This window comes from Cellvibrio sp. PSBB006 (assembly GCF_002162135.1).
GTDB lineage: Bacteria > Pseudomonadota > Gammaproteobacteria > Pseudomonadales > Cellvibrionaceae > Cellvibrio.
This window is the reverse complement of the sequence record NZ_CP021382.1, coordinates 4,077,838-4,097,334: the sequence shown is the minus strand read 5'-3', so window position 1 is coordinate 4,097,334 and position 19,497 is coordinate 4,077,838. Positions and strand designations below refer to the sequence as shown.

The 19,497-nt window shown below is 54.0% G+C and carries 17 protein-coding genes; 12 read left to right on the top strand and 5 right to left on the bottom strand.

Annotated elements, in window-relative coordinates; genetic code table 11:
- Window positions 1–7: 7 nt before the first annotated feature.
- Window positions 8–436 (top strand): phosphate ABC transporter substrate-binding protein, encoded by a 429-nt coding sequence (locus CBR65_RS16980; protein ID WP_369825626.1) that lies wholly within the window; start codon window positions 8–10, stop codon window positions 434–436.
- 59 nt (window positions 437–495) lie between these two features.
- On the opposite strand, the gene CBR65_RS16975 is transcribed toward CBR65_RS16980, so the two are convergent.
- The 3 genes from CBR65_RS16975 to CBR65_RS16965 are packed head-to-tail and all read right to left on the bottom strand — an operon-like array spanning window position 496 to window position 7,183.
- On the bottom strand, window positions 496–879 hold the full coding sequence (locus CBR65_RS16975) for a response regulator (protein ID WP_087469132.1): 384 nt from the start codon (window positions 877–879) through the stop codon (window positions 496–498).
- A gap of 16 nt (window positions 880–895) precedes the next feature.
- Window positions 896–2,860: a PAS domain-containing protein gene (locus tag CBR65_RS16970; protein ID WP_087467956.1), complete on the bottom strand. Its 1,965-nt coding sequence runs from the start codon at window positions 2,858–2,860 to the stop codon at window positions 896–898.
- A gap of 36 nt (window positions 2,861–2,896) precedes the next feature.
- The gene (locus tag CBR65_RS16965; protein WP_087467955.1) at window positions 2,897–7,183 is read right to left on the bottom strand and encodes a response regulator; all 4,287 of its coding nucleotides are present in this window, start codon (window positions 7,181–7,183) and stop codon (window positions 2,897–2,899) included.
- 154 nt (window positions 7,184–7,337) lie between these two features.
- Here CBR65_RS16965 and CBR65_RS22170 point away from each other — a divergent pair, with 154 nt between their 5' ends.
- Window positions 7,338–7,529 (top strand): hypothetical protein, encoded by a 192-nt coding sequence (locus tag CBR65_RS22170; protein ID WP_157672128.1) that lies wholly within the window; start codon window positions 7,338–7,340, stop codon window positions 7,527–7,529.
- A gap of 121 nt (window positions 7,530–7,650) precedes the next feature.
- On the opposite strand, the gene CBR65_RS16960 is transcribed toward CBR65_RS22170, so the two are convergent.
- Window positions 7,651–7,995: a hypothetical protein gene (locus CBR65_RS16960; RefSeq protein ID WP_087467954.1), complete on the bottom strand. Its 345-nt coding sequence runs from the start codon at window positions 7,993–7,995 to the stop codon at window positions 7,651–7,653.
- 41 nt (window positions 7,996–8,036) lie between these two features.
- On the opposite strand from CBR65_RS16960, the gene CBR65_RS16955 reads away from it, so the two are divergent.
- The 10 genes from CBR65_RS16955 to CBR65_RS16915 all read left to right on the top strand — a co-directional run bounded on the left by CBR65_RS16955 (window position 8,037) and on the right by CBR65_RS16915 (window position 18,032).
- Window positions 8,037–8,336, top strand: a complete 300-nt coding sequence (locus tag CBR65_RS16955; RefSeq protein ID WP_087467953.1) for a hypothetical protein — start codon at window positions 8,037–8,039, stop codon at window positions 8,334–8,336.
- A 76-nt stretch (window positions 8,337–8,412) separates the two neighbouring features.
- Window positions 8,413–8,685 (top strand): hypothetical protein, encoded by a 273-nt coding sequence (locus CBR65_RS16950; protein ID WP_087467952.1) that lies wholly within the window; start codon window positions 8,413–8,415, stop codon window positions 8,683–8,685.
- 159 nt (window positions 8,686–8,844) lie between these two features.
- The gene (locus tag CBR65_RS16945) at window positions 8,845–9,252 is read left to right on the top strand and encodes a BlaI/MecI/CopY family transcriptional regulator (RefSeq protein WP_232461234.1); all 408 of its coding nucleotides are present in this window, start codon (window positions 8,845–8,847) and stop codon (window positions 9,250–9,252) included.
- Window positions 9,252–10,232 carry a M56 family metallopeptidase gene (locus tag CBR65_RS16940; protein WP_087467951.1) on the top strand — a complete coding sequence of 327 codons (981 nt, stop codon included), beginning with the start codon at window positions 9,252–9,254 and terminating at the stop codon, window positions 10,230–10,232. The genes CBR65_RS16945 and CBR65_RS16940 overlap by 1 nt, the downstream gene beginning before the upstream one ends.
- A gap of 13 nt (window positions 10,233–10,245) precedes the next feature.
- Window positions 10,246–11,412, top strand: a complete 1,167-nt coding sequence (locus CBR65_RS16935; protein WP_198300772.1) for a TolC family protein — start codon at window positions 10,246–10,248, stop codon at window positions 11,410–11,412.
- Between the two features lie 2 nt (window positions 11,413–11,414).
- A complete protein-coding gene (locus tag CBR65_RS22165; RefSeq protein WP_157672126.1) occupies window positions 11,415–11,780 on the top strand; it encodes a hypothetical protein in 366 nt (121 codons plus the stop codon).
- On the top strand, window positions 11,770–13,293 hold the full coding sequence (locus CBR65_RS16930) for an efflux RND transporter periplasmic adaptor subunit (protein WP_157672125.1): 1,524 nt from the start codon (window positions 11,770–11,772) through the stop codon (window positions 13,291–13,293). The genes CBR65_RS22165 and CBR65_RS16930 overlap by 11 nt, the downstream gene beginning before the upstream one ends.
- Before the next feature lie 38 nt (window positions 13,294–13,331).
- Complete coding sequence (locus CBR65_RS16925; RefSeq protein WP_087467948.1) at window positions 13,332–16,430, top strand: efflux RND transporter permease subunit; 3,099 nt, start codon at window positions 13,332–13,334, stop codon at window positions 16,428–16,430.
- On the top strand, window positions 16,427–16,777 hold the full coding sequence (locus CBR65_RS16920; protein ID WP_087467947.1) for a DUF3147 family protein: 351 nt from the start codon (window positions 16,427–16,429) through the stop codon (window positions 16,775–16,777). Before CBR65_RS16925 ends, CBR65_RS16920 begins: the two co-directional genes overlap by 4 nt.
- Before the next feature lie 205 nt (window positions 16,778–16,982).
- Window positions 16,983–18,032: a sulfite exporter TauE/SafE family protein gene (locus CBR65_RS16915; protein WP_087467946.1), complete on the top strand. Its 1,050-nt coding sequence runs from the start codon at window positions 16,983–16,985 to the stop codon at window positions 18,030–18,032.
- Window positions 18,033–18,114: 82 nt separating this feature from the next.
- Here the strand turns inward: CBR65_RS16915 and chrA are convergent, their stop codons facing one another.
- Complete coding sequence (chrA, locus tag CBR65_RS16910) at window positions 18,115–19,482, bottom strand: chromate efflux transporter (protein WP_087467945.1); 1,368 nt, start codon at window positions 19,480–19,482, stop codon at window positions 18,115–18,117.
- Between the last annotated feature and the right edge of the window lie 15 nt (window positions 19,483–19,497).

The following is a 19,497-nucleotide window of genomic DNA, read 5'->3' as shown; positions in this document are numbered from 1 at the left end:
AAGCGCCATGATGAAAAATTTCTTACGTTCTTTAGCCGCTCTGGCGATCATCAGTTGGTCCGGCCTGGCACTGGCGGAGGTCGCCGTTATTGTGCATCCTTCGGCGAGCGTTGACAGCCTGACAGCAGACGAGATTTCCCGTTTGTTTATGGGCAAAAGCAAAAGCTTTCCGAATGGTTCGCCGGCAATCCCCTTGAATCAGGATGATGGCTCGGCAACACGCGATGTATTTAACCAGGAGATTTGTAATAAAAGTCCCAGCCAGTACAAAGCGTATTGGTCCAAACTGGTGTTCACCGGCAAAGGCACGCCACCCAAAGACAGTGGTGATGACGCAGCGGTGAAGGCATTGGTCGCCGGCAACCCGAAGATGATCGGTTATGTGGATGCCAGCGTCGTTGATGATTCGGTTAAGGTCATTCACAAATTGCCGTGATCGACACATTCAACAGGCTTGATTAAAAACGCCCGGTAAATCCGGGCGTTTTTTTGCCGCTACTGACGCTCCCAGATCTCCCGCAACTGATCTGCCAGAATCATGGGATCAAAGGGTTTGGCAATCACACCGACCGCGCCGAGATCCAGATAAGCCTGTACCTCCTGCGGTTGTACCTTGGCCGTCATAAAAACCACGGGTGTCACGGCCAGCGTCGGAAATTCCCGCAGCCGTTCGAGTGTCTCCGGGCCATCCATATTCGGCATCATCACATCCAGCAATATCAGATCCGGATTAAATGCCTCTGCCTTTTGCACGGATTCATTGCCAGACGAACAAACCTCCAACGTAAAGCCCTGGATCGTCTCCAGCACCATAACCGCAATCGCTTGAATATCCGGGTCGTCTTCAACATAAAGAATACGTTGCAATTCAGTGTGCATGATGCGTTCTCCCACTCTATTCCGTACAGGGTAAGCTAATCGTAAAACAACTTCCCAGGCCCGGCTGCGACTCAACGCTGATTTTACCGTTCATGTTTTCCAGCAACTCTTTGGTTATAGCCAACCCCAGACCTGTTCCACCTTTTTGGCGGGAATCCGATGCATCAGCCTGGGAAAATTTCTGGAACAGACGATGTTGAAACTCCAGGGGTATGCCGCTGCCATAATCAACCACCGAAATCCTGACGTTTCCATCCTCTGCTGCGGTGCGAATATCCACCCGATTGCCGGGCGGTGAAAACTTGGCCGCATTGGAGAGCAGGTTACTCATAACCTGTAAAAAACGTTGCTCATCCACCATCACCTGAAGCGTGTCGGCAACCGGTGCCAGCTGAAAGCTCACCTGGTATTGGTCACCGTAGGCTCTGTTTTCATAAACCGTCTGTTCCAGCAGCGTGTGCAAGGGTTGTTTGTGCAGGTTGAACGCCATCTTGCCCGCCAGCAGTTTTTCCATGTCGAGCAGGTCATTAATCAACAAGGTGAGCCGCTGGCTGTTCTTGTAAGCAATGTCGAGCATGGTGCGGGATTTTTCCGGCATCTCACCCAAGGCGCCACTGACCATTAATTTCAGTGCACCGGAGATGGAAGTAAGCGGCGTGCGCAATTCATGACTGACCGTGGAAACAAATTCATCTTTCATTTGTTCCATATTTTTTCGCTCGGTAATATCCCAGATAAAACCGTCCAGATATTTCAATTGGCCCTGCTCATCAAAGATACCCCGCCCGACTTCCTGCAACCAACACCACTGACCGCTGGCTCGCTGTACCCGATACTCCAGGGTAAATTCGCGCTTTTCCGTGATGGCATTGCGCACAACTCGCGCGACATGTTTCGCATCATCAGGATGCGTGATATCACTGAAACTGCGCCGCCGGTTATCGATAAAATCTTCAGCGGGATAACCAGTCAGCTCTTCCACTTCGTCGCTGAGAAATTGCATGCTCCACTGATGATCGTTGATGCAACGATAAACGGCACCGGGCAAATTACTCAGCATACTGCGAAAGCGTTCTTCATTTTCTTCCAGCGCCCGTCGCGACTCCATCAATGCCGTGACATCCACATGGGTACCGAACATCATTAATGGTGCGCCTTCCTGGGTGCGCTTGGAAACGCTGCCGTGGGCGTGAATCCACACCCAATAACCCAGTTTGTGGCGCATACGAAATTGACAATCGTAATATTCCGACTGGCCTTGAAAGTGACGCTGGAGCATTGCCTGGGCGCGCACCAGATCTTCTTTGTGGGTCAGCGATGACCAGGTCGACATGTTCAGCGGTTGCAATTCTTCCAACGAATAACCGAGCATTTGTGCCCAGCGTTCATTAAAGGAGGCTCCCCCGGTCTGGACATTCATCTCCCAGGTGCCAACGTTAGCGCCTGTAATAATGGACTGCAAATTTTCGGCATTGCGTTGTAACAAATGGTTGGCGGAGCGCAAATGGAATAGCTGCATAACCTGACGCGCCAGCGCCATCAAGGCTTGTTGTTGTTCGGGAGTGATATCACGCGGTTTATAGTCAGCGACACATAAAGTGCCCAAAGCAGCACCGTCCTCCGTCACCAAAGGCGCACCGGCATAAAAACGAATATGCGGATCGCCGGTGACCAGTGGATTATCGACAAAGCGTTTATCCAGTAGCGCATCCGGCACAATGGTCATCTGCTGCGGTTGCAGGATGGCATGCGCACAAAAGGCAATATCGCGAGCCGTCTCGGTGCCGTCCAGACCGACGCTCGATTTGAACCACTGGCGCTCCGCATCAACCAACGAGATGATGGACATCGGCACATCACAAATCATGCTGGCAATGGCTGTTATATCATCAAAGTTTTTTTCCCGTGGTGAATCCAGGATCAACAAGTCATAGAGTGCTTGCAGACGCAACATTTCATTAGCGGGCAGGGGCGGCTTCATGGTGTTATACCGGGATAGTCTTTTGACATACGCGCCTCAGCGCCGGGTAAATAATGTTTCAATAACATCGAGAAATTCCTGGCTGGATTCAGGATTTTTAACAAATGCCAATTCGATTTCCTGTTTTTGTGTGTCGGTGAGTTCACGGGAAGACAAGACAATAACCTTGGCATCGGGTTGATACCGTTGCAATTCCGGCAGTAAGTCCCAGCCGTTGCCATCGGGCAAACCCAAATCAAGGATAACCAGTTGATAGAGGCCTTGCTGCATTTTCTCACGCGCTTCGGCCAGGCTGGCCGCACCATCGAATTCCGCATAACGATGACCGATAAAGGCGATCAAACGCTGCAGGTCCACATCGTCTTCAATATGCAGAATATTAATCGGTGCCGATTGATTCTGGCTCACAGCTTCCTTGACCAAGGATAACAAACGCGTTTCGTTGATGGGTTTTTCCAGCCAATCCACGTGGGATAAAGCCAGGTCACTGGTGACCGTCAAACGCCCTTCATCGACGGCGGCGGAGACAACCACGACCGGTATGGCTGCGGTACTTTTGCGCGCACGAATTTGTTGCAGGACTTGCAAGCCACTCATATCCGGCAACATCAAATCCAGTGTGACAGCGCCATAAAGTTTTCGGGAAAGACTTAATAGTGCCGCCGCCCCCGTGTCGGCGATATCGACTTGATAGCCGGCGTTGCGCAACATGGTTGCAATCAAGTCAGCCACTTCATGGTTATCCTCCACCACCAGAATAGGCCGGGACTCATGCGCCGATGCTGTACGCGCCGAAAAATTTACGCTTGAGGTGTTAACGCAGGGCAAATCAAAATAAAAGGTCGAACCCATACCTTCCACCGATTCAAAACCGATACTACCGCCCATGCGCTCCACCAATTCCTTGCAGATTGCCAACCCCAGACCGGTACCGCCTTTCTGGCGCCGATCCGATGAATCCGCCTGGGAAAATTTCTGGAAGATACGCGAGCGAAATTCTTCCGGAATGCCGCTGCCATTGTCACTTACTGCGACGCGCACTTGTTCACGGTGGAGGCTGACGGTGATCTTGACGATGCTGTCGGGCGGTGAGAATTTGGCTGCATTGGAGAGAAAATTGGTGAGCACTTGCAGGAAGCGGCTTGCGTCCACAACCACCTGTACATTGACCTCAACGCCCTGCAATTGGAACCTTACCTGATGCTGTGTGGCATACGCAGAATTTTCCTCCATTGCCTGTTGCAGCAGTGGCACCAGCTCGTGAGAACGCATATCAAAATGCATCTTGCCGGCAACCAGTTTTTCCATATCCAGCAAATCGTTAACCAGATGATTCAATCGCAAACTGTTTTTGTGCGCGATGTTGATCATCTTGAACAGATTTGGCGGTAACTCGCCGGTAGCGCCGCCGACAATTAAACCCAGAGATCCGCTGATCGCAGTCAAGGGTGTACGCAATTCATGGCTGACGGTGGAGATAAATTCACTTTTTAAGCGATCAGTGCGTTTGAGGTCTGTAATGTCGCGCGCAATGCTGAGAAAACCGTTGGTATTTCCCTGTGCATTGCGCAGGCTGGTTACTGCCAGCAATACCGGAACATCGGTGCCATCACGGTGAAGATAAGTCCATTCATTTTCATCTTTTTCACCGCGCCGCGCCTTGGCCACCAGCGCTTCAAAATCTTCCGCAACGCTGTAGCCCAACTCCGCCGATAACACCCGTGCGTGCATGGCAATCTCTTCCTGACGGTGAAAGATGGTCAGGGTTTGTTTGCCCACCACGTCCTGTGCCGTGTAGCCGAGCATCGATTCGGCACCGCGATTGAATGTCTTGATGATGCCTTTTTCATCCACCGAAATGATGGCCACGCTGGCAGCATCAAAGATTGCCTGGCGCAGCGCGTTGGTTTCATGCAATCGCAGCTCAGCATCTTTTGCGGCGGTGACATCAGAGATAAAGCCATGCCAGAGTATGCTGCCATCATCCAGCTTTTCCGGTTGCGCATCGCCCTGCACCCAAATCAAACCTCGTTGCGGATGATTGACACGGTAGCTGACTCGCCAGGTTGATAAGTGTTGGGCCGACTCGTTCACTGTCGTCGCAACCAGCTCGCGATCATCCGGGTGTATCACTTGATAGATCGCTTCAGAATTAATAGACGCTTGCGCCGGATTAATACCATAAACATATTTGATACCAGTGCTGGCATAAGGAAAAAATGAACTGCCATCGGGATTCAGTTGAAATTGATACAGGAAGCCGGGCAACCGATCACTCAATTTGGTGAAGCGTCGATAAAGCGCGCGTTGGCGGTCATCCTGTTGCCAGTGCGTAATCACTGAACCCATCCAGCGGGCCAGCAGACGCATAAAATCTTTATCCTGCGCGTCAAAGGGTGTAGCACGAGCGCCACTGCCGGACGAAAAACTGACCGTGCCATAGACGTCGCCCTCAACCCATAACGGCACACCAATATAAGATTGCAGTTGCAATACCGTGTGCGCGGGATGGTTAGCGAACTCGGAATCTGTAAAGCGCTGCACGGCGACGACATCACCATCCGCAAGGGTTATTCCACAGGGCGTTTGTTGCAAAGGAAGTTGCTGTCCATCGCTAAAACGTGCGTCGGGAGAAATTTGCACCAGGATGGTGTAATCGGTATTTTTTACCCGGCTGATGATGCCGTATTGCATGCCCAGATGACGCGCACCGAGAATTAACGAACGACGCAATTGTTCTTCAAATTCTACGGCGGGCAGCGAAGCGATTTCGTTCAGCGCACGCAGCGCTGCCTGTTGGCGCAAGATGGTGAGTTCATTATTTTTGCGCGATGAAATATCGGTGTAGACACCTAACATTCGTGCGGCGCGTCCATCCGGCAGCCACTCAACCACTTTACCGCGGGTGTAAAACCATTTGTATGAAGCGTCATGAATACGCAGGCGATGTTCATTTTCGAACATGGGCGTTTCGCCTTTAATATGGCGAGTCATGTCATTCACACACTGCTCTTTATCATTGGGATGCAAACGGCTCAGCCATTCTTCCCCATCGTTCTGGACCGGATGATCCACCGGCACCCCGCAGATCTGTTTCCATTCCAGTGAAAAGGTGGCCTTGTTGGTGACGATATCCCACTCCCAAAAACCCGAGTCGCTGCTGGCTAATGCCAACTGCAACCGTTGCCGAGCCATGTCGCTGGAGTCGCGTTCCTGTTCCAGCTGGATGCGATGCTCGTCAATCAGCGCGCGAATATAGCGGCGAGTAAAGTGCCATAAAAGCAACATCATCACCTGCGCCAGGAGCAATGCAAATAACCATTTCACCAAGGTATAACGACGCGTCTCGTCGTAGATGGCCTGCTCTTTGGAGATATCCCGCCAACTGAGGATGGCGGCAACCGGTGGCCGCTGCGCATCAGCTTCGCCCAGAAAATCTTTTATCGTCACAGAATGAATTAAATATACTTTGTCTTGCCAGGTCACCATCCGATACCCCGGACGCGACGGATCGGGCAACAGGCCATCAAGATACCAATGCTCAAATATCGGATCGGAAAAATTTTCCAGCAGCCACTGTTTTTCGGTCCGCTGTTCCGGCAGCGTCAGTTCAGCACGCGCCCTGTCCCACAATACGGTATTGAATATCTCCGGCGCTAATAAGATGGCGCGCCCGGAACCTTCGGCATGGGGTCGGTGAGCCAGTAAACCTATCCCGACTTCGATGGCCGCAATCGGTGAACTGCCAGCATTATCCGCAGGAAACACCGGTACCACGCCCCGGTATCCTGCACCATGACGGCTCACCTCCATCCCCTCACCAATTTCCCCGGTGGTAAAAACATCCATCACCAGCGGGCGCAAATGCATCAGCCGATCACCAAAACGTTCCGGTCGATGCATACGCAACAACACGGTAGCTTCCTGTGCCAGACTCACTTGCAGATAGCGTGCGTTTAATGCTTTCAGATCGCGCCAGTAAGGTTGCAGTTGACGCTCCAGCTCAGCGCGTATTGAGGCCATATCAGCACTGCTTTCATTGGGATCATCCTGATGGACAGCATAGGCGGCGCGAATGGTCGCCAGGATTTGCGGGTTCGCCGCAATCAGCTCCGCACCTTGCACGGCCTGTCGTGTCAGGTGCCAGCGATTGATATCCACCTGCACCGCCAACATCTCGACACCCAACCCCAGGCGCTCCCGCCACAAGTTGTCCTGTTGTCGCCATTCATAATGCAGCAGCACCACAAATACGCCGGTCAGCACCAGAGCCAACAGCCAAGGCATCACCCGGAACAGGCGTTTTATCTTTTCATAAGGCATGGATTATCTCTGACAAACAGGCGCTAAAAAAACCAGACAAACATTGACTCAGTGTAGTGCAAAATTCCCAAAACGCCTGTTGCCAACCCCACCCCCGCAAGCCATTTATCTATAACCTTGTTATGCCCTGCCAAACACTACTGAAACCCGTCGAATGATATTTATCACCACGCCAACAACCTGTCCTGAATCAAATGTCGCTATTGACTCATTCCGTGTCTTACAGGCGCTGAAAGATTTGCACAATATGCAAATCGGAAAATTAGCTTATCGTATCCCTGGTGAAACAAAAGCAGGAAAGGAAAAAACAAACATGATGATGAGGAGATACTCGATTGACGCATGAAGGCATTCAAACGTCAGCGAGTTTGATTACAGCAAGAAAGGAAGAAGTCAGAGATTGTGACAACGATGGTCTTTTGGTTCAGCAGCACCGTTAACCAACAAGAGGATGAATAATATCGGTTTTATTTGCCCTCAGGCCTGAGCAACTTTCGCTGTTCGAGCGCCTCTGCAATGAGTTTTCTCGCCATCCACGCAACAGTCCTGTCCTGTCTTTTGGCAAGCAACCGAATGGCGTTGTTAATTTCCGTATCCACCCGCAGGGTGAGAACAACTTCTTTTTTCATGGCTAACAGCGATGAGCTTCCAGTGAATTCAGCGTATAGGAAAAGGCGTTTCCATACCTTGGACGATAGTACCAACACCATTTTCAGGTTTTCAATGAATACAATGTATTCATTGTATGGGTTAATTTCCGATGCTATATATTGTCTGACGGCAAACAAAGAGTTAAAAATATATTTGCGCATAATGCAATATCGATTATATGAGAAGTTACAAAGGAAATGCAATGCAGTTAAAAGAGAGCATCCGCGCCCGGATCTGCACATCACACAAGTACAAGACCACTGCACTGACGTCGTTTATCCACTGGGCGAGAATGATAGATGAGGTCGCCGTGTATGACGTATTACGCGAAATTCATGAAGAGCTGCAAGAGGAGGTGAAGCACTTTCACGACATAAGTCAGTTAATTGGAAAACCCTTATTGCATCACCAATTGCGATTACAGTGGTGTCATTTCTGTGCCCAGCTGCAAGCCTATTACTGCCCGCTAAACCAGCAATATAGCGTGGCAAAATTACATTGACGTTCAGAGTGTTGTTATGCAGGAACATTGCACGGACATAAAATCAGCCGTAAGAAGCAAGATTTGCATCATCAGGATGACGCCCAACTACCCCTTGGGTAACTTTGTCGACTGGGCAGAAACACAACGCCTCGACACCACACTATTGATAGATTTGTTGGATACCATCCAAACCGATCTGGATGCAGACGAAACCATGTTGCGCAATAGCGTCAACAAAAACTCATCCCAGTTGCGTCTGCATCTTCTTCACTGTTACTGGTGCCTTTATTGCTCCCAAATTCGCGCCTATTACAAAGCGGTACTTCGCGATCCACACTGCAAGCGGAGTTTGTCGTTTTTGTTGTAGCGAATTTGCGGAGCAATCTTTTTGCTCTTGATCACTGACTCTTCTGCTGCCGTTAAACAACTGCACATTAATAACATTCGCCCGAAAAAACCGATTGACAGTCGGTTTTTTCGGGCGTAGCTTTCTGTGGCCTGAAGCAGCCACCAACAGAGCCAAACCATGATGCAACCTGCCGACCCCTCGTCTGTACCACCGCTGGGTGAATTGGAAATTGCCGTACTGGAATATGTCTGGCATCAACCGCGTGTTTCTGCCAAAGAAGCGCACGCGGCTATTGGCGCAAGCAGGGGAATTTCTGCCAATACGGTGCAATCCACACTGGAACGTTTATTTCGCAAGCAACTGTTACAACGCGAAAAGCAGGGGCATGCGTTTTATTACACTGCAAAGGTTCCGCGTCAGCAGTTGCTGGTGGGTTTAATCAATGATGTGCTGGGTCGCTTTGGTAGCGATACGACCTCATCACTTGCCGCCTTCGTTGAAGCCGCTGAGCAACTTGACGAAAACGCATTGCAAACACTGGAAGCAGAAATTATCGCGCGCCGCGAGCGTGGAGGTATTCGCTGATGATGGATCTCGGGGGCATGCTGTGGTCACTGTGGTTGTTAGCACTTGCCGGATGGCTGCTGGGTAATTTGTGGGCCTACATCAGCCTGCGTTTTGCAGATAATCCCTATTTTTCACCCGAGTCCCGCGCACGGCGGGTGTTATTGCTAGCCACCCTGCCATGGCTGTTACCCCTGATCCTGATCACGCTTCTGAACGCTGTACCCTTGGTCAAAGCCAACCACTGGCTTACGGATCATTGCCGCGATCACAGCCACGGCCATCTCCATGCGTGTGATGCCACGGCACTTTCATTCAACCTTCCACTCGACCTGGGTTACGCCAATCTCGCCGTCACCGGTTTGATCATGTTGTTTCTGTTTACCAATTTCCTGCGTTTGTTATGGCGTGAGTGGCAAATGCATCAGCGCCTGCACATGCTGTCTGTTTTTGCCCACGGCCGGCAACGCTTGCGCGTTCTGGATGACCAACGCCCCATCGCGTTGGCAGCGGGTCTTCACAACCGTTTTGTTTTGTTATCGACGGGCTTATTGCAACAATTAACCTATCGGGAAAGGCGCGTTGTACTGGCCCATGAATTCGCTCACCTCCGTCGCGCGGACCCGTTACGCAATCTGGTCTTTGAGTTTTTATTAACGCTTCACCTGCCCTGGCAAGCCACTACTTTGCGTCGCCTGTGGCAGCAGGCACAGGAAGAAGCAGCCGATGATGCGGCGGTGTCTCACTTCGGACGCGATACGGTGGCCAGCACCTTGTTGCGCGTGATTCGTGTCAGCCAGGCTTATCGCTCAGAGCGCTGCTCGGCAGTCGGAGCCAACGCTGTCCAACGCATTCAGCGGTTGCTGTCCTCCGGGGAGCACGAACCCCGATCACTCGTGTTTGAAAGCACTCATATGCTCGGCCTGCTCGCCCTGGGAGCACTGGCGTTGCTCCATCACCACACGCTGGAAACGCTCGCAGCCTGGATTATGGGGGTGTGATGTGCGGAGTCTGGTGCTGGGTTTACTTTTGCTAAACAACCTTGCGTTGGCCGCTGATTTGACAGAGTGGGCGGCGGTTGACCGCGCTTTGCAACAGCCGGATATCGCAACGCAACTGGAGGCCCGTCGCGCACTTGCCCGCAGCGAGATGGAGCGCGTCGGACGTTGGGACAATCCTCAAGTTGAATATGCCCGGGAAACGCTTGATACGCCCGGCAGCAACGAAGAAACCGTCTATCTCCTACGCCAACGCCTCAATATTGCCGGCGTTAAAGGGCTTGAACGCCAGTCCGCCCGCACCGCGCTGGATGCGGCTGAGGCGCAGCTGGAATCGCGCAAGCGGGAGATCATCAGTGAAATCCGCCTGCTGTTTTACCAGGCAATTGCCACAGCAGAGCAACACCGCACCTTACAAACGTGGCACCAGCGGTTGGACAAACTCACCCAAGATCTCCGTGTGCGAACGGCCGCGGGCGATACCTCGCGCTACGACCAGGCACGGCTGGAACGGGAATTGGCATTACTCACCGGCGAGCTGTTGCAGGCGCGCAGTGAAGCCGAATCTGCCGAGGATCATCTTCTCCTTCTGGTCGACATGGAAACAGCATCTCCTACGGGCGACCTGTTACCACCGGCGCCTACCCGCGTGGTAACGCCAGCCATTATCGATAATCACCCCTCGTTACACGCCCTGCGCGCCAAGGCAGACAGTGCGGCTATTGATCAGAAAGCGGCAAAGCGCGCGCGCTGGCCCGACATTACGTTAGGTCTCGGCCAGCGTGAAGTCATTGATGGAGGATTAAAGGCCGATGGCCATGTGGTATCGGTGGCCGTCGATATTCCTTTATTTGACCGTGCCCAGGGCGAGGCCTCGGCGGCCGGCCACCGGTCGCGCCTGCTGCGTGCCGAGCACGCACTGGAAGAACACCACCTGATGGCCCAGGCGCGCCGGATTCAGCGCGACTGGTCTGCCCAACGCGAGGCAGCCATAGCATTACAGCAGAGCAATACCCACAGTCTGATTCCGATGGCTGAAGCCGCCTTCACGGCAGGCGAGATCAACGCGATGGAATTAATTGATGCGTACCGTACAGAAATCGCTGGCAGGCAGGCATTGATACATCGCTCGCTGGCGGCACGACAGGCTTACATTCAATGGCAAACCTTCATAGGAGAATAATCATGGGATTTTCTATCAACTCAGTGCGCACGGCGCGAGCCACCTTTAACAAACAACGGCTCGTGAAAGGTTTATTCATTGTCATGACCGGTGTGATGCTGGCCGCTTGTAGCCCCGACAAACAAACGGGCGATGACCACGGCCATCCCCACGGCAGCGGTGCTGACCACCAGGCTCATGGGGATGACAGCCATGATCACGGCGACGGCATGCACACCCATGAAGACGCACCGGAGACGGAAGCATTTTATGGCGATGAAGCCGAAGCAGCAGAAGCGCCATCAATCACTGACGAACACACGCACAGCAGCGACGCTCACGAACATTCCCACACCGACGGCGAGCACGATCACGGCCATGACCATTAAACCTCTGGGCCTGGCGCTCTCGGCATTGCTGCTGTTGAGCGCTTGCGCCGACCACGAGCAGGCTGATCCTCATGATCACGCCGGAGACACGGCGCTGGTCTATACCCATTACACCGAGGCAAGCGAACTGTTTGTCGAGTTTCCGCCCTTGGTGGTGGGGCACAGCGCGCGCTTGCTGGCTCATTTCACCAACCTGGCTGACTACTCCCCGGTCACCCATGGCACCGTTGATGCAGCGTTGCAGAAAGATGGCAATACGCTGGCCCGCTTTCGTGTCAGTGCACCGACACGCGACGGATTGTTTACACCCACGGTGACGCCGCGCGATGCCGGGACGTTTAACCTGATAGTGACGTTACGACATGACGGACAAACAGCAATCCATGATCTCGGTCCGGTCACTGTTTTTCCGTCGGCCGACGCCGTGGATGTTCACCAGCCGGAACCCGAGGGCGACATCAGTTATTTGAAAGAACAACAGTGGCAAAATCCATTCGCCACAAGTCTGGCCAGCCATCAACCCCTGCGCCCCTCGGTGCCCGGCTACGCTGAAGTCATGGCGCCGGCGGACGCGGGCGCCGATATTCCCGCACCCGCCGATGGGTATATGGCGGCAATCGACCTGATCCGCGCTGGTGACACGGTAGCGTCCGGCGATGTACTCGGCTATCTGGTCCCGCGACTTGGCGAAGGCGCCGACCTGGGCGAGGCCCGTGTCGCCCTGCAACGTGCACGCAGCCAGTTACAGTTGAGCGAGCAAGAGCTTCAACGCACCCGAAACCTGGTCACGCAAGGTGCAATTCCCGAACGTCGCCTGCAAGAAGCACAACAGACCTATGCCATTGCCCAGGCAGAGTGGAAAGCAGCACAAGCGCGCATCGAACAGCGCCAGAGCGGCAATCAGCAGGCCGGTCTGGCGCTACGTGCCCCCGTCGCTGGAGAGGTGATCGAGGTGCGCGCACAACCCGGCGCGTTTGTGCGTGCCGGTGAACGCGTCTTCCGTATCGCCGCACCGGACCGGCGCTGGCTGCACGTCCAGATACCGGAACACCTCGCGACAGATCTGCATACCGCCAGCGGTGCCTGGTTTGAATTGCCCCGTCAGGACAGCCGTTTACTTGACGAAAGCACCGGCGCGAAGGTTGTGCAGGTCATGACCGCTATCGAACCGGTGACCCGTACCGCCGGTATTACCCTCGAATATCCCAGTACCGCCGGCCCCACCCTGATCGGTAGCCGCTTCACCGCCCAGGTCTATATCGGCGCACCCGAACAACGCCTTGCCATTCCGCGCTCAGCTCTGGTTGATGACGGTGGCCAGCAGGTGGTTTACGTGCAAAGCAGTGGTGAAACCTTCGCCCGCCGTCCGGTGCAAACCGGCGTCATCGACGGGCCACAAGTCGAGGTGGTAGCTGGTATCCAGGCCGGGGAGCGCGTGGTCAGCCGCGGTGCTTACTACGTCAAGCTCGCGTCCGCCGGGGGCGACGAAATCGGCCACGGCCATGCGCATTAATCACCTCTCCACTGACACGACAATAGCCAGGCAAACCCATGATTGATCGCATAATCCAATGGTCGCTGAATAACCGTTTGCTGGTGCTGGTCGGTGCGGCGGCACTGCTGTGCTGGGGCGGCTGGACGGCCATAAAAACGCCGATCGATGTATTTCCTGATCTTACCGCCCCGGCCGTGACCATCGTTGCCGAAGCCCATGGCATGCCGCCGGAAGATGTCGAGTTACTCGTGACTCACCCCATCGAAACCGCCATGAACGGCGCCGTGGGTGTCCGCCGGGTACGCTCGAATACCGGCGTGGGCAACGCTGTCATCACCATTGAATTTGAATGGGGTACCGATATTTACCGGGCGCGGCAGATCGTGGCCGAGAAACTGCAAGGTACGCTGGCCAGCCTGCCCGCCGACTTGCCGCCCCCCCAGCTCGCACCGGTTTCCTCCATCATGGGCGAGATCATGTTTATCGCCCTGCATTCTGAATCCCACGATGAGATGACCCTGAAAACCACCGCCGACTGGGTGGTGCGCCGCCGCGTGCTGGCGATCCCCGGCGTGGCAGAAGTCATTCCCATTGGTGGCGAGACTCGCCAGTATCAGGTCATCGCCAAGCCCGAGCGGTTAGCCGCCTACGGCGTTACCCTCGATCAGGTCAAACAGGCCACTGCCGCCGCCAGCCGCAACGCCTCAGCGGGGTTTGTGACGGACAATGACCAGGAATTTCTGATTCAGGGGATCGGACGAGTAGCGGATATCCGCTCACTGGAACAAGCATTGGTCGTAACGCGCGAGGGCATACCGGTCGTCATTCGCGATCTCGCAGAGGTCCGTATCGGCCCCGCGCCGCGCCGCGGAACTGCGGCTTACAAAGGGCAACCGGCTGTGGTGTTGGGCATCCAGAAACAGCCGGGCGTAAACACGCTGGCGTTAAGCGAACGACTGGAAGCTGTGTTTGCGGATTTGCAAAAAACCTTACCCGACGGCATGCGTATTGAAACCAACGCGTTCCGCCAGGCAGATTTTATTACCACGGCGGTGGATAACCTCAGCGTGGCCCTGCGCGACGGCGCCATACTGGTCGTCGCCATCATGTTCGTCTTTTTATTCAGCGCTCGCGCCACCGGCATTGCCTTGCTGGCCATTCCGCTGTCCTTGCTGGTCGCGGTGCTCACCATCCGCTGGCTGGGTGGCAGTATCAACACCATGACCCTCGGCGGCATGGCGATTGCGCTCGGTGCCTTGGTGGATGACGCCATCATCGTGGTGGAAAATATCGTCAAACGCCTGCGTGAAAACCATCTCAAACCGGCAGATCAACAACAAACCTCGCTGGCCGTGGTATTCGCCGCGACCCGCGAAATTGAAGGTTCTATTGTTTTTGCCACGCTGATAATCATCCTGGTTTTTCTACCGCTATTTTTCCTCAGCGGCGTTGAAGGACGGTTACTGCAACCATTGGGTCTGGCTTATGTGGTGGCGCTCGCAGCCTCCTTGTTAGTCGCCGTGACCGTCACGCCGGTGCTGTGTCTACTGGGTTTACCGGGCACGCAGACAGTGCGCGAGGACCACGACACCCGTCTGATTCGCTGGCTGAAAGCGGGCTATCGCCCATTGCTTGACCATGCGCTCCTGTATTGGCGGTGGGTCGTGGGTGCGTCGGTGGTGTTATTGATAGCCGCGCTGGCCTCGCTGGCTTTGGCGGGACGCGGCTTTTTGCCGGAGTTTAATGAAGGCAGCCTGACACTCAGCGTCGTGACCCTGCCCGGAACGGCACTGGACACCTCGGACAGAATCGGCCGCGAAGTGGAGGCACTCTTGCTGGCACAACCGGAAGTTGTCGCAACGGCGCGCCGCACCGGTCGTGCAGAACTCGATCCCCACGCCCAACAAGTCTTCGCCTCGGAGATTGATGTCACACTGAAGATGCAAGATCGGACGAAAGACGAACTGCTGGCGGATTTGCGCCAATCCTTTGCCCGGCTGCCCGGCACCAACGTCATCATTGGCCAACCCATCTCCCACCGCATCGACCACATGCTCTCCGGTACCCGTGCCAATATTGCGATCAAGATTTTTGGGGAAGACCTGGCCGAACTGCGACGCCTTGGCGGTCAAGTGGAATCCCTGGCGGCGGCCATTCCCGGCGCGGTGGATGTGGCCATGGAAGAGCAAAGTGAAATTCCGTTCATCAGCGTAAGCTTTGATCGCCCGGCACTTGCCAACTATGGGCTGACGATGGCAGAGGCGGCTGAATCCCTGGAAACCGCGTTTATCGGCACGACGGTAGGCCGCATCCTGGAAGGCCAAACCAGTGTTGACCTGGTGGTTCGCCTGCCCGTATCCGCTGGAGACAATATCGAAACCCTGCGGCAAACACTGTTGACGCTACCATCCGGCGCACTGGTGCCCTTTTCCGCACTGGCAGACATTCGTTACAACCGTGGCCCCAACACCATTGGGCGTGAGAATGTTCAACGCAAACTGGTGGTAATGGCCAATGTAGCCGAGCGGGATCTTATCAGTGTGGTGAACGATATCCGCGCCGCCATCGACACCGATGTCAGCTTACCCACGGGTTATCACATTGAGTACGGCGGTCAGTTTGAAAGCGCGGAAGCCGCCAACACGCGCTTATTGCTGCTCGGCGCGGCCGTTATTGTCGGCATCTTTTTCCTGTTGATGACGGCCTTTAATTCCGCGCGCGATGCCAGTCTGGTCATGCTTAACCTGCCCCTGGCGCTGATCGGTGGCGTGGTGGGTGTCTGGCTATCGGGCGGCATCGTGACCGTCGCGGCCATCATCGGCTTCATCACCTTGTTCGGCATCGCTACGCGCAACGGCGTGATCCTGATCGATCACATCGGCCGTCTGATGCGCGATGAAGGTCTGGATATAGACAGCGCCATTCGGCGCGGCGCCGAAGAACGGTTGATCCCGATCCTGATGACAGCCCTGGCGACAGCGCTGGCGTTGGTGCCCCTGGTATTGGCTGCTGGTGAGTCGGGCAGCGAAATTCAGTCGCCTATGGCGGTGGTGATTCTGTGGGGATTAATCAGTTCTACAGCCTTGAACATGTTGGTCGTCCCGGTGGTGTACCGCTGGTTGGGCCGACCTGCAACGACGGAGACACATCAATGAGCTGGATCATCACCAAATATTTGATCACAGCCGGGCTTGTTGTTCTGATTTCCGAGACCGCCAAACGCAGTGATAAGTTAGGCGCGCTGATCGCATCACTGCCTCTGGTGACGGTGCTGACATTAATCTGGTTGTACGTCGAACAACAACCAGCCACCAAAATCGCCGATCATGCGTGGTACACGTTTTGGTATGTAGTACCTACCCTGCCGATGTTTTTACTGTTCCCGATGTTGTTAACACGCTTTGGTTTTTGGCTCGCGCTAGTGAGTTCTGCGTGCATCACCATGGTGTGTTTCGGTCTTTTCGCATTATTGTTGCGGCGTTTCGGCATTGTGCTTTGGTAGTACTCATAACCTCACCGGCTTCAGCCCGCCGTTACACCAACCTGATACTCGATAGTCAGATTCTATCGCCCAATTATTGTGAGTAGCCTGGCAATTCTTTATAACTCGCGCCTTAGTTTTATAGCGTGCCTTACTTTTATAAGTGCCTTACTTTTATAAAGAGTAACGACAACAAAACAATAAATATTTTTGTGCGGGCGAGTTCATGAATATTCAAAAACCGTTAAAAACCTATCTGTGGGTCTGGGGCTTATGGCTACTGGGCTTCTACGCCGTTTGGCTGTGGTTGGTACTCGGCATGGGTTATTGGTCTGAAGCCAAGGCGCACTGGCCGATAGCGCTGGCTATGGCGTTGGGCAGTTACGTGGCCGGCTCCACACCGATGGGCGGTGGGACCGTGGGTTTTCCTGTGCTCGTACTCTGGTTTGATATGCCTGCCACATTGGGCCGGGACTTCAGCTTTGCGGTGCAATCCATCGGTATGACCAGCGCCAGTATTTTCATTCTCGCGCGGCGCGTACCCCTGGCTTGGTCAATATTGAAAGGTTCGGCACTGGGAATTCTGATCGGAACACCCATCGGTATTTTCTTTATCGCCCCCTTTATTTCCGATCTCTGGATTAAAGTCGTATTCGCTGTAGTGTGGGCTAGCTTCGGGATATTGCATCTGTATCGAATCAATGAAATTGCCGGCCACACAGGAATGACTGAATTTAACGAAGGCTGGGACTTTCGTCTCGGCATCATCCTGGGTGTACTCGCCGGAGCCACCATCGTGTCGGTCACTGGTGTAGGTATCGATATGGTGGTGTATGCCGCGTTGGTATTGCTGTGCCGGGCCGACCTGAAAATTGCGATCCCCACATCAGTGGTGATCATGGCGATTGCGTCGGTTTACGGCGTGGCAATTAAATCCGTTACCACCGGGATGCAACCGGGGGTATTTGAAAACTGGCTGGCCGCCGCTCCCGTTGTGGCGCTCGGGGCGCCACTGGGTGTATTTATTGTGGGGTTGATTGGTCGAAAGCCCACGCTCCTGTTTGTTGCAGTCTTGTGTGTGGGGCAATTTATCTGGACCTGTGTCAACGAGTATGAGTACTTGCAGTTGACCGGTTTAGCCCTGGCGCTGCTCGGCGTCGGCATCATGCTCTGGCTGTTTGAGAAACTTCGTCGCTGGGGCGCCGTACTTGCAGGAGATGTCGTTTTGCCAGATCACGTCGACAGTCTCGGTTACTCAAAAGTCGATCCGCATTAAGTAAATTTCACCTGGGACTCATACAAATCAATATATGAGTCCCAGGTGTTCTGTGGCGTCCGTCTGCATTCGGTATGACGGTCTAATTGAGGCCGATTAACGACACAATAAGCCCTATCAGCGCACAGGCAATAATGACTCTGATAACACCAAGCTTGTAACGAAACAGCGCAATACCTGCACCCAAAGCAATCAAGGCGGATGGCCATTCGAATGCACCATCGAATCCTTCCGGCCAGAGAACGTGGTAACCAAAAAATAAGGCGAGATTTAAAATTACACCGACAACGGCGGCGGTAATCGCCAATAGCGGCGCGGTGAATTTTATCTTGTTGTGCGTCGTTTCAATAAAGGGCGCGCCGGCAAAAATAAAAATAAACGATGGCAGGAAGGTGAACCAGGTAACGATCGTTGCTGCAACAGCACCGGCGAGGAATACCATGTCCGGACCAAACACGGCGTTAACATAACCGCCCACAAATCCCACAAATGCCACCACCATAATCAGCGGTCCCGGTGTGGTTTCACCCAAGGCAAGGCCATCGATCATTTGCGTTGGTGTGAGCCAGCCATAATGATCGACAGCGCCTTGATAAACATAGGGCAACACGGCATAGGCACCACCAAAGGTGAGCAGCGCCGCCTTGGTAAAGAACCAGGCCATTTGCGTAAACGTGTGCGTCCAACCCAGCATGCCCCATAGCAGCAACAGTGGAACTGCCCACAACAGTAAGCCAGCCAGGATGACATAGGTTAAGCGCGACCAGCGAAACAATGCATGCGCTGGTGTCGCGGTGTGATCATCAATCAAGGCCGCACCGAAATCCTGCTGTGCCTTTCCGTGACCACCACCGCCTTCGAAATAGACGGGAGCAAAACGTCCACCCACATAACCGATGAGGGCCGCCGCCACAACGATGTAGGGAAATGGAATATTGAGTGCAAAGATCGCCACAAAAGCGGCGGCTGCGATGGCCCACAGAATATTGTTCTTCAGTGCGCGCGCACCGATACGATGCGCCGCCTGAACGACGATGGCAGTAACCGCAGGTTTGATGCCATAAAACAAACCGGCCACCCAACTGACATCACCATAGGCGATGTAAATCCACGAAAGGGCGATAAGAATAAACAGCGAAGGCAACACAAAAAGTACGCCGGCAACAATACCGCCCCAGGTGCGGTGCATCAGCCAACCGATATAGGTCGCGAGCTGTTGTGCTTCCGGCCCCGGCAATAACATGCAGTAGTTAAGCGCGTGCAAAAAACGCTTTTCACTGATCCAGCGGCGCCGCTCCACCAGTTCCTGATGCATGATCGCGATCTGACCGGCGGGGCCACCAAAACTGATAAAGCCCAGCTTAAGCCAGAATAAAAACGCCTCCCAAAAACTGACGTCTGACGGTGCATACAACGAATCGGTTGTTGTTTTGCCAGAGGAAGGATGCATGTTTTTTCCTTGTGG

Coding starts and splice junctions, on each gene's coding strand:
- CBR65_RS16980 (WP_369825626.1), top strand. CDS start 8: ATGATGAAAAATTTCTTACGTTCTTTAGCCGCTCTGGCGATCATCAGT.
- CBR65_RS16975 (WP_087469132.1), bottom strand. CDS start 879: ATGCACACTGAATTGCAACGTATTCTTTATGTTGAAGACGACCCGGAT.
- CBR65_RS16970 (WP_087467956.1), bottom strand. CDS start 2,860: ATGAAGCCGCCCCTGCCCGCTAATGAAATGTTGCGTCTGCAAGCACTC.
- CBR65_RS16965 (WP_087467955.1), bottom strand. CDS start 7,183: ATGCCTTATGAAAAGATAAAACGCCTGTTCCGGGTGATGCCTTGGCTG.
- CBR65_RS22170 (WP_157672128.1), top strand. CDS start 7,338: ATGATATTTATCACCACGCCAACAACCTGTCCTGAATCAAATGTCGCT.
- CBR65_RS16960 (WP_087467954.1), bottom strand. CDS start 7,995: ATGCGCAAATATATTTTTAACTCTTTGTTTGCCGTCAGACAATATATA.
- CBR65_RS16955 (WP_087467953.1), top strand. CDS start 8,037: ATGCAGTTAAAAGAGAGCATCCGCGCCCGGATCTGCACATCACACAAG.
- CBR65_RS16950 (WP_087467952.1), top strand. CDS start 8,413: ATGACGCCCAACTACCCCTTGGGTAACTTTGTCGACTGGGCAGAAACA.
- CBR65_RS16945 (WP_232461234.1), top strand. CDS start 8,845: ATGATGCAACCTGCCGACCCCTCGTCTGTACCACCGCTGGGTGAATTG.
- CBR65_RS16940 (WP_087467951.1), top strand. CDS start 9,252: ATGATGGATCTCGGGGGCATGCTGTGGTCACTGTGGTTGTTAGCACTT.
- CBR65_RS22165 (WP_157672126.1), top strand. CDS start 11,415: ATGGGATTTTCTATCAACTCAGTGCGCACGGCGCGAGCCACCTTTAAC.
- CBR65_RS16930 (WP_157672125.1), top strand. CDS start 11,770: ATGACCATTAAACCTCTGGGCCTGGCGCTCTCGGCATTGCTGCTGTTG.
- CBR65_RS16925 (WP_087467948.1), top strand. CDS start 13,332: ATGATTGATCGCATAATCCAATGGTCGCTGAATAACCGTTTGCTGGTG.
- CBR65_RS16920 (WP_087467947.1), top strand. CDS start 16,427: ATGAGCTGGATCATCACCAAATATTTGATCACAGCCGGGCTTGTTGTT.
- CBR65_RS16915 (WP_087467946.1), top strand. CDS start 16,983: ATGAATATTCAAAAACCGTTAAAAACCTATCTGTGGGTCTGGGGCTTA.
- chrA (WP_087467945.1), bottom strand. CDS start 19,482: ATGCATCCTTCCTCTGGCAAAACAACAACCGATTCGTTGTATGCACCG.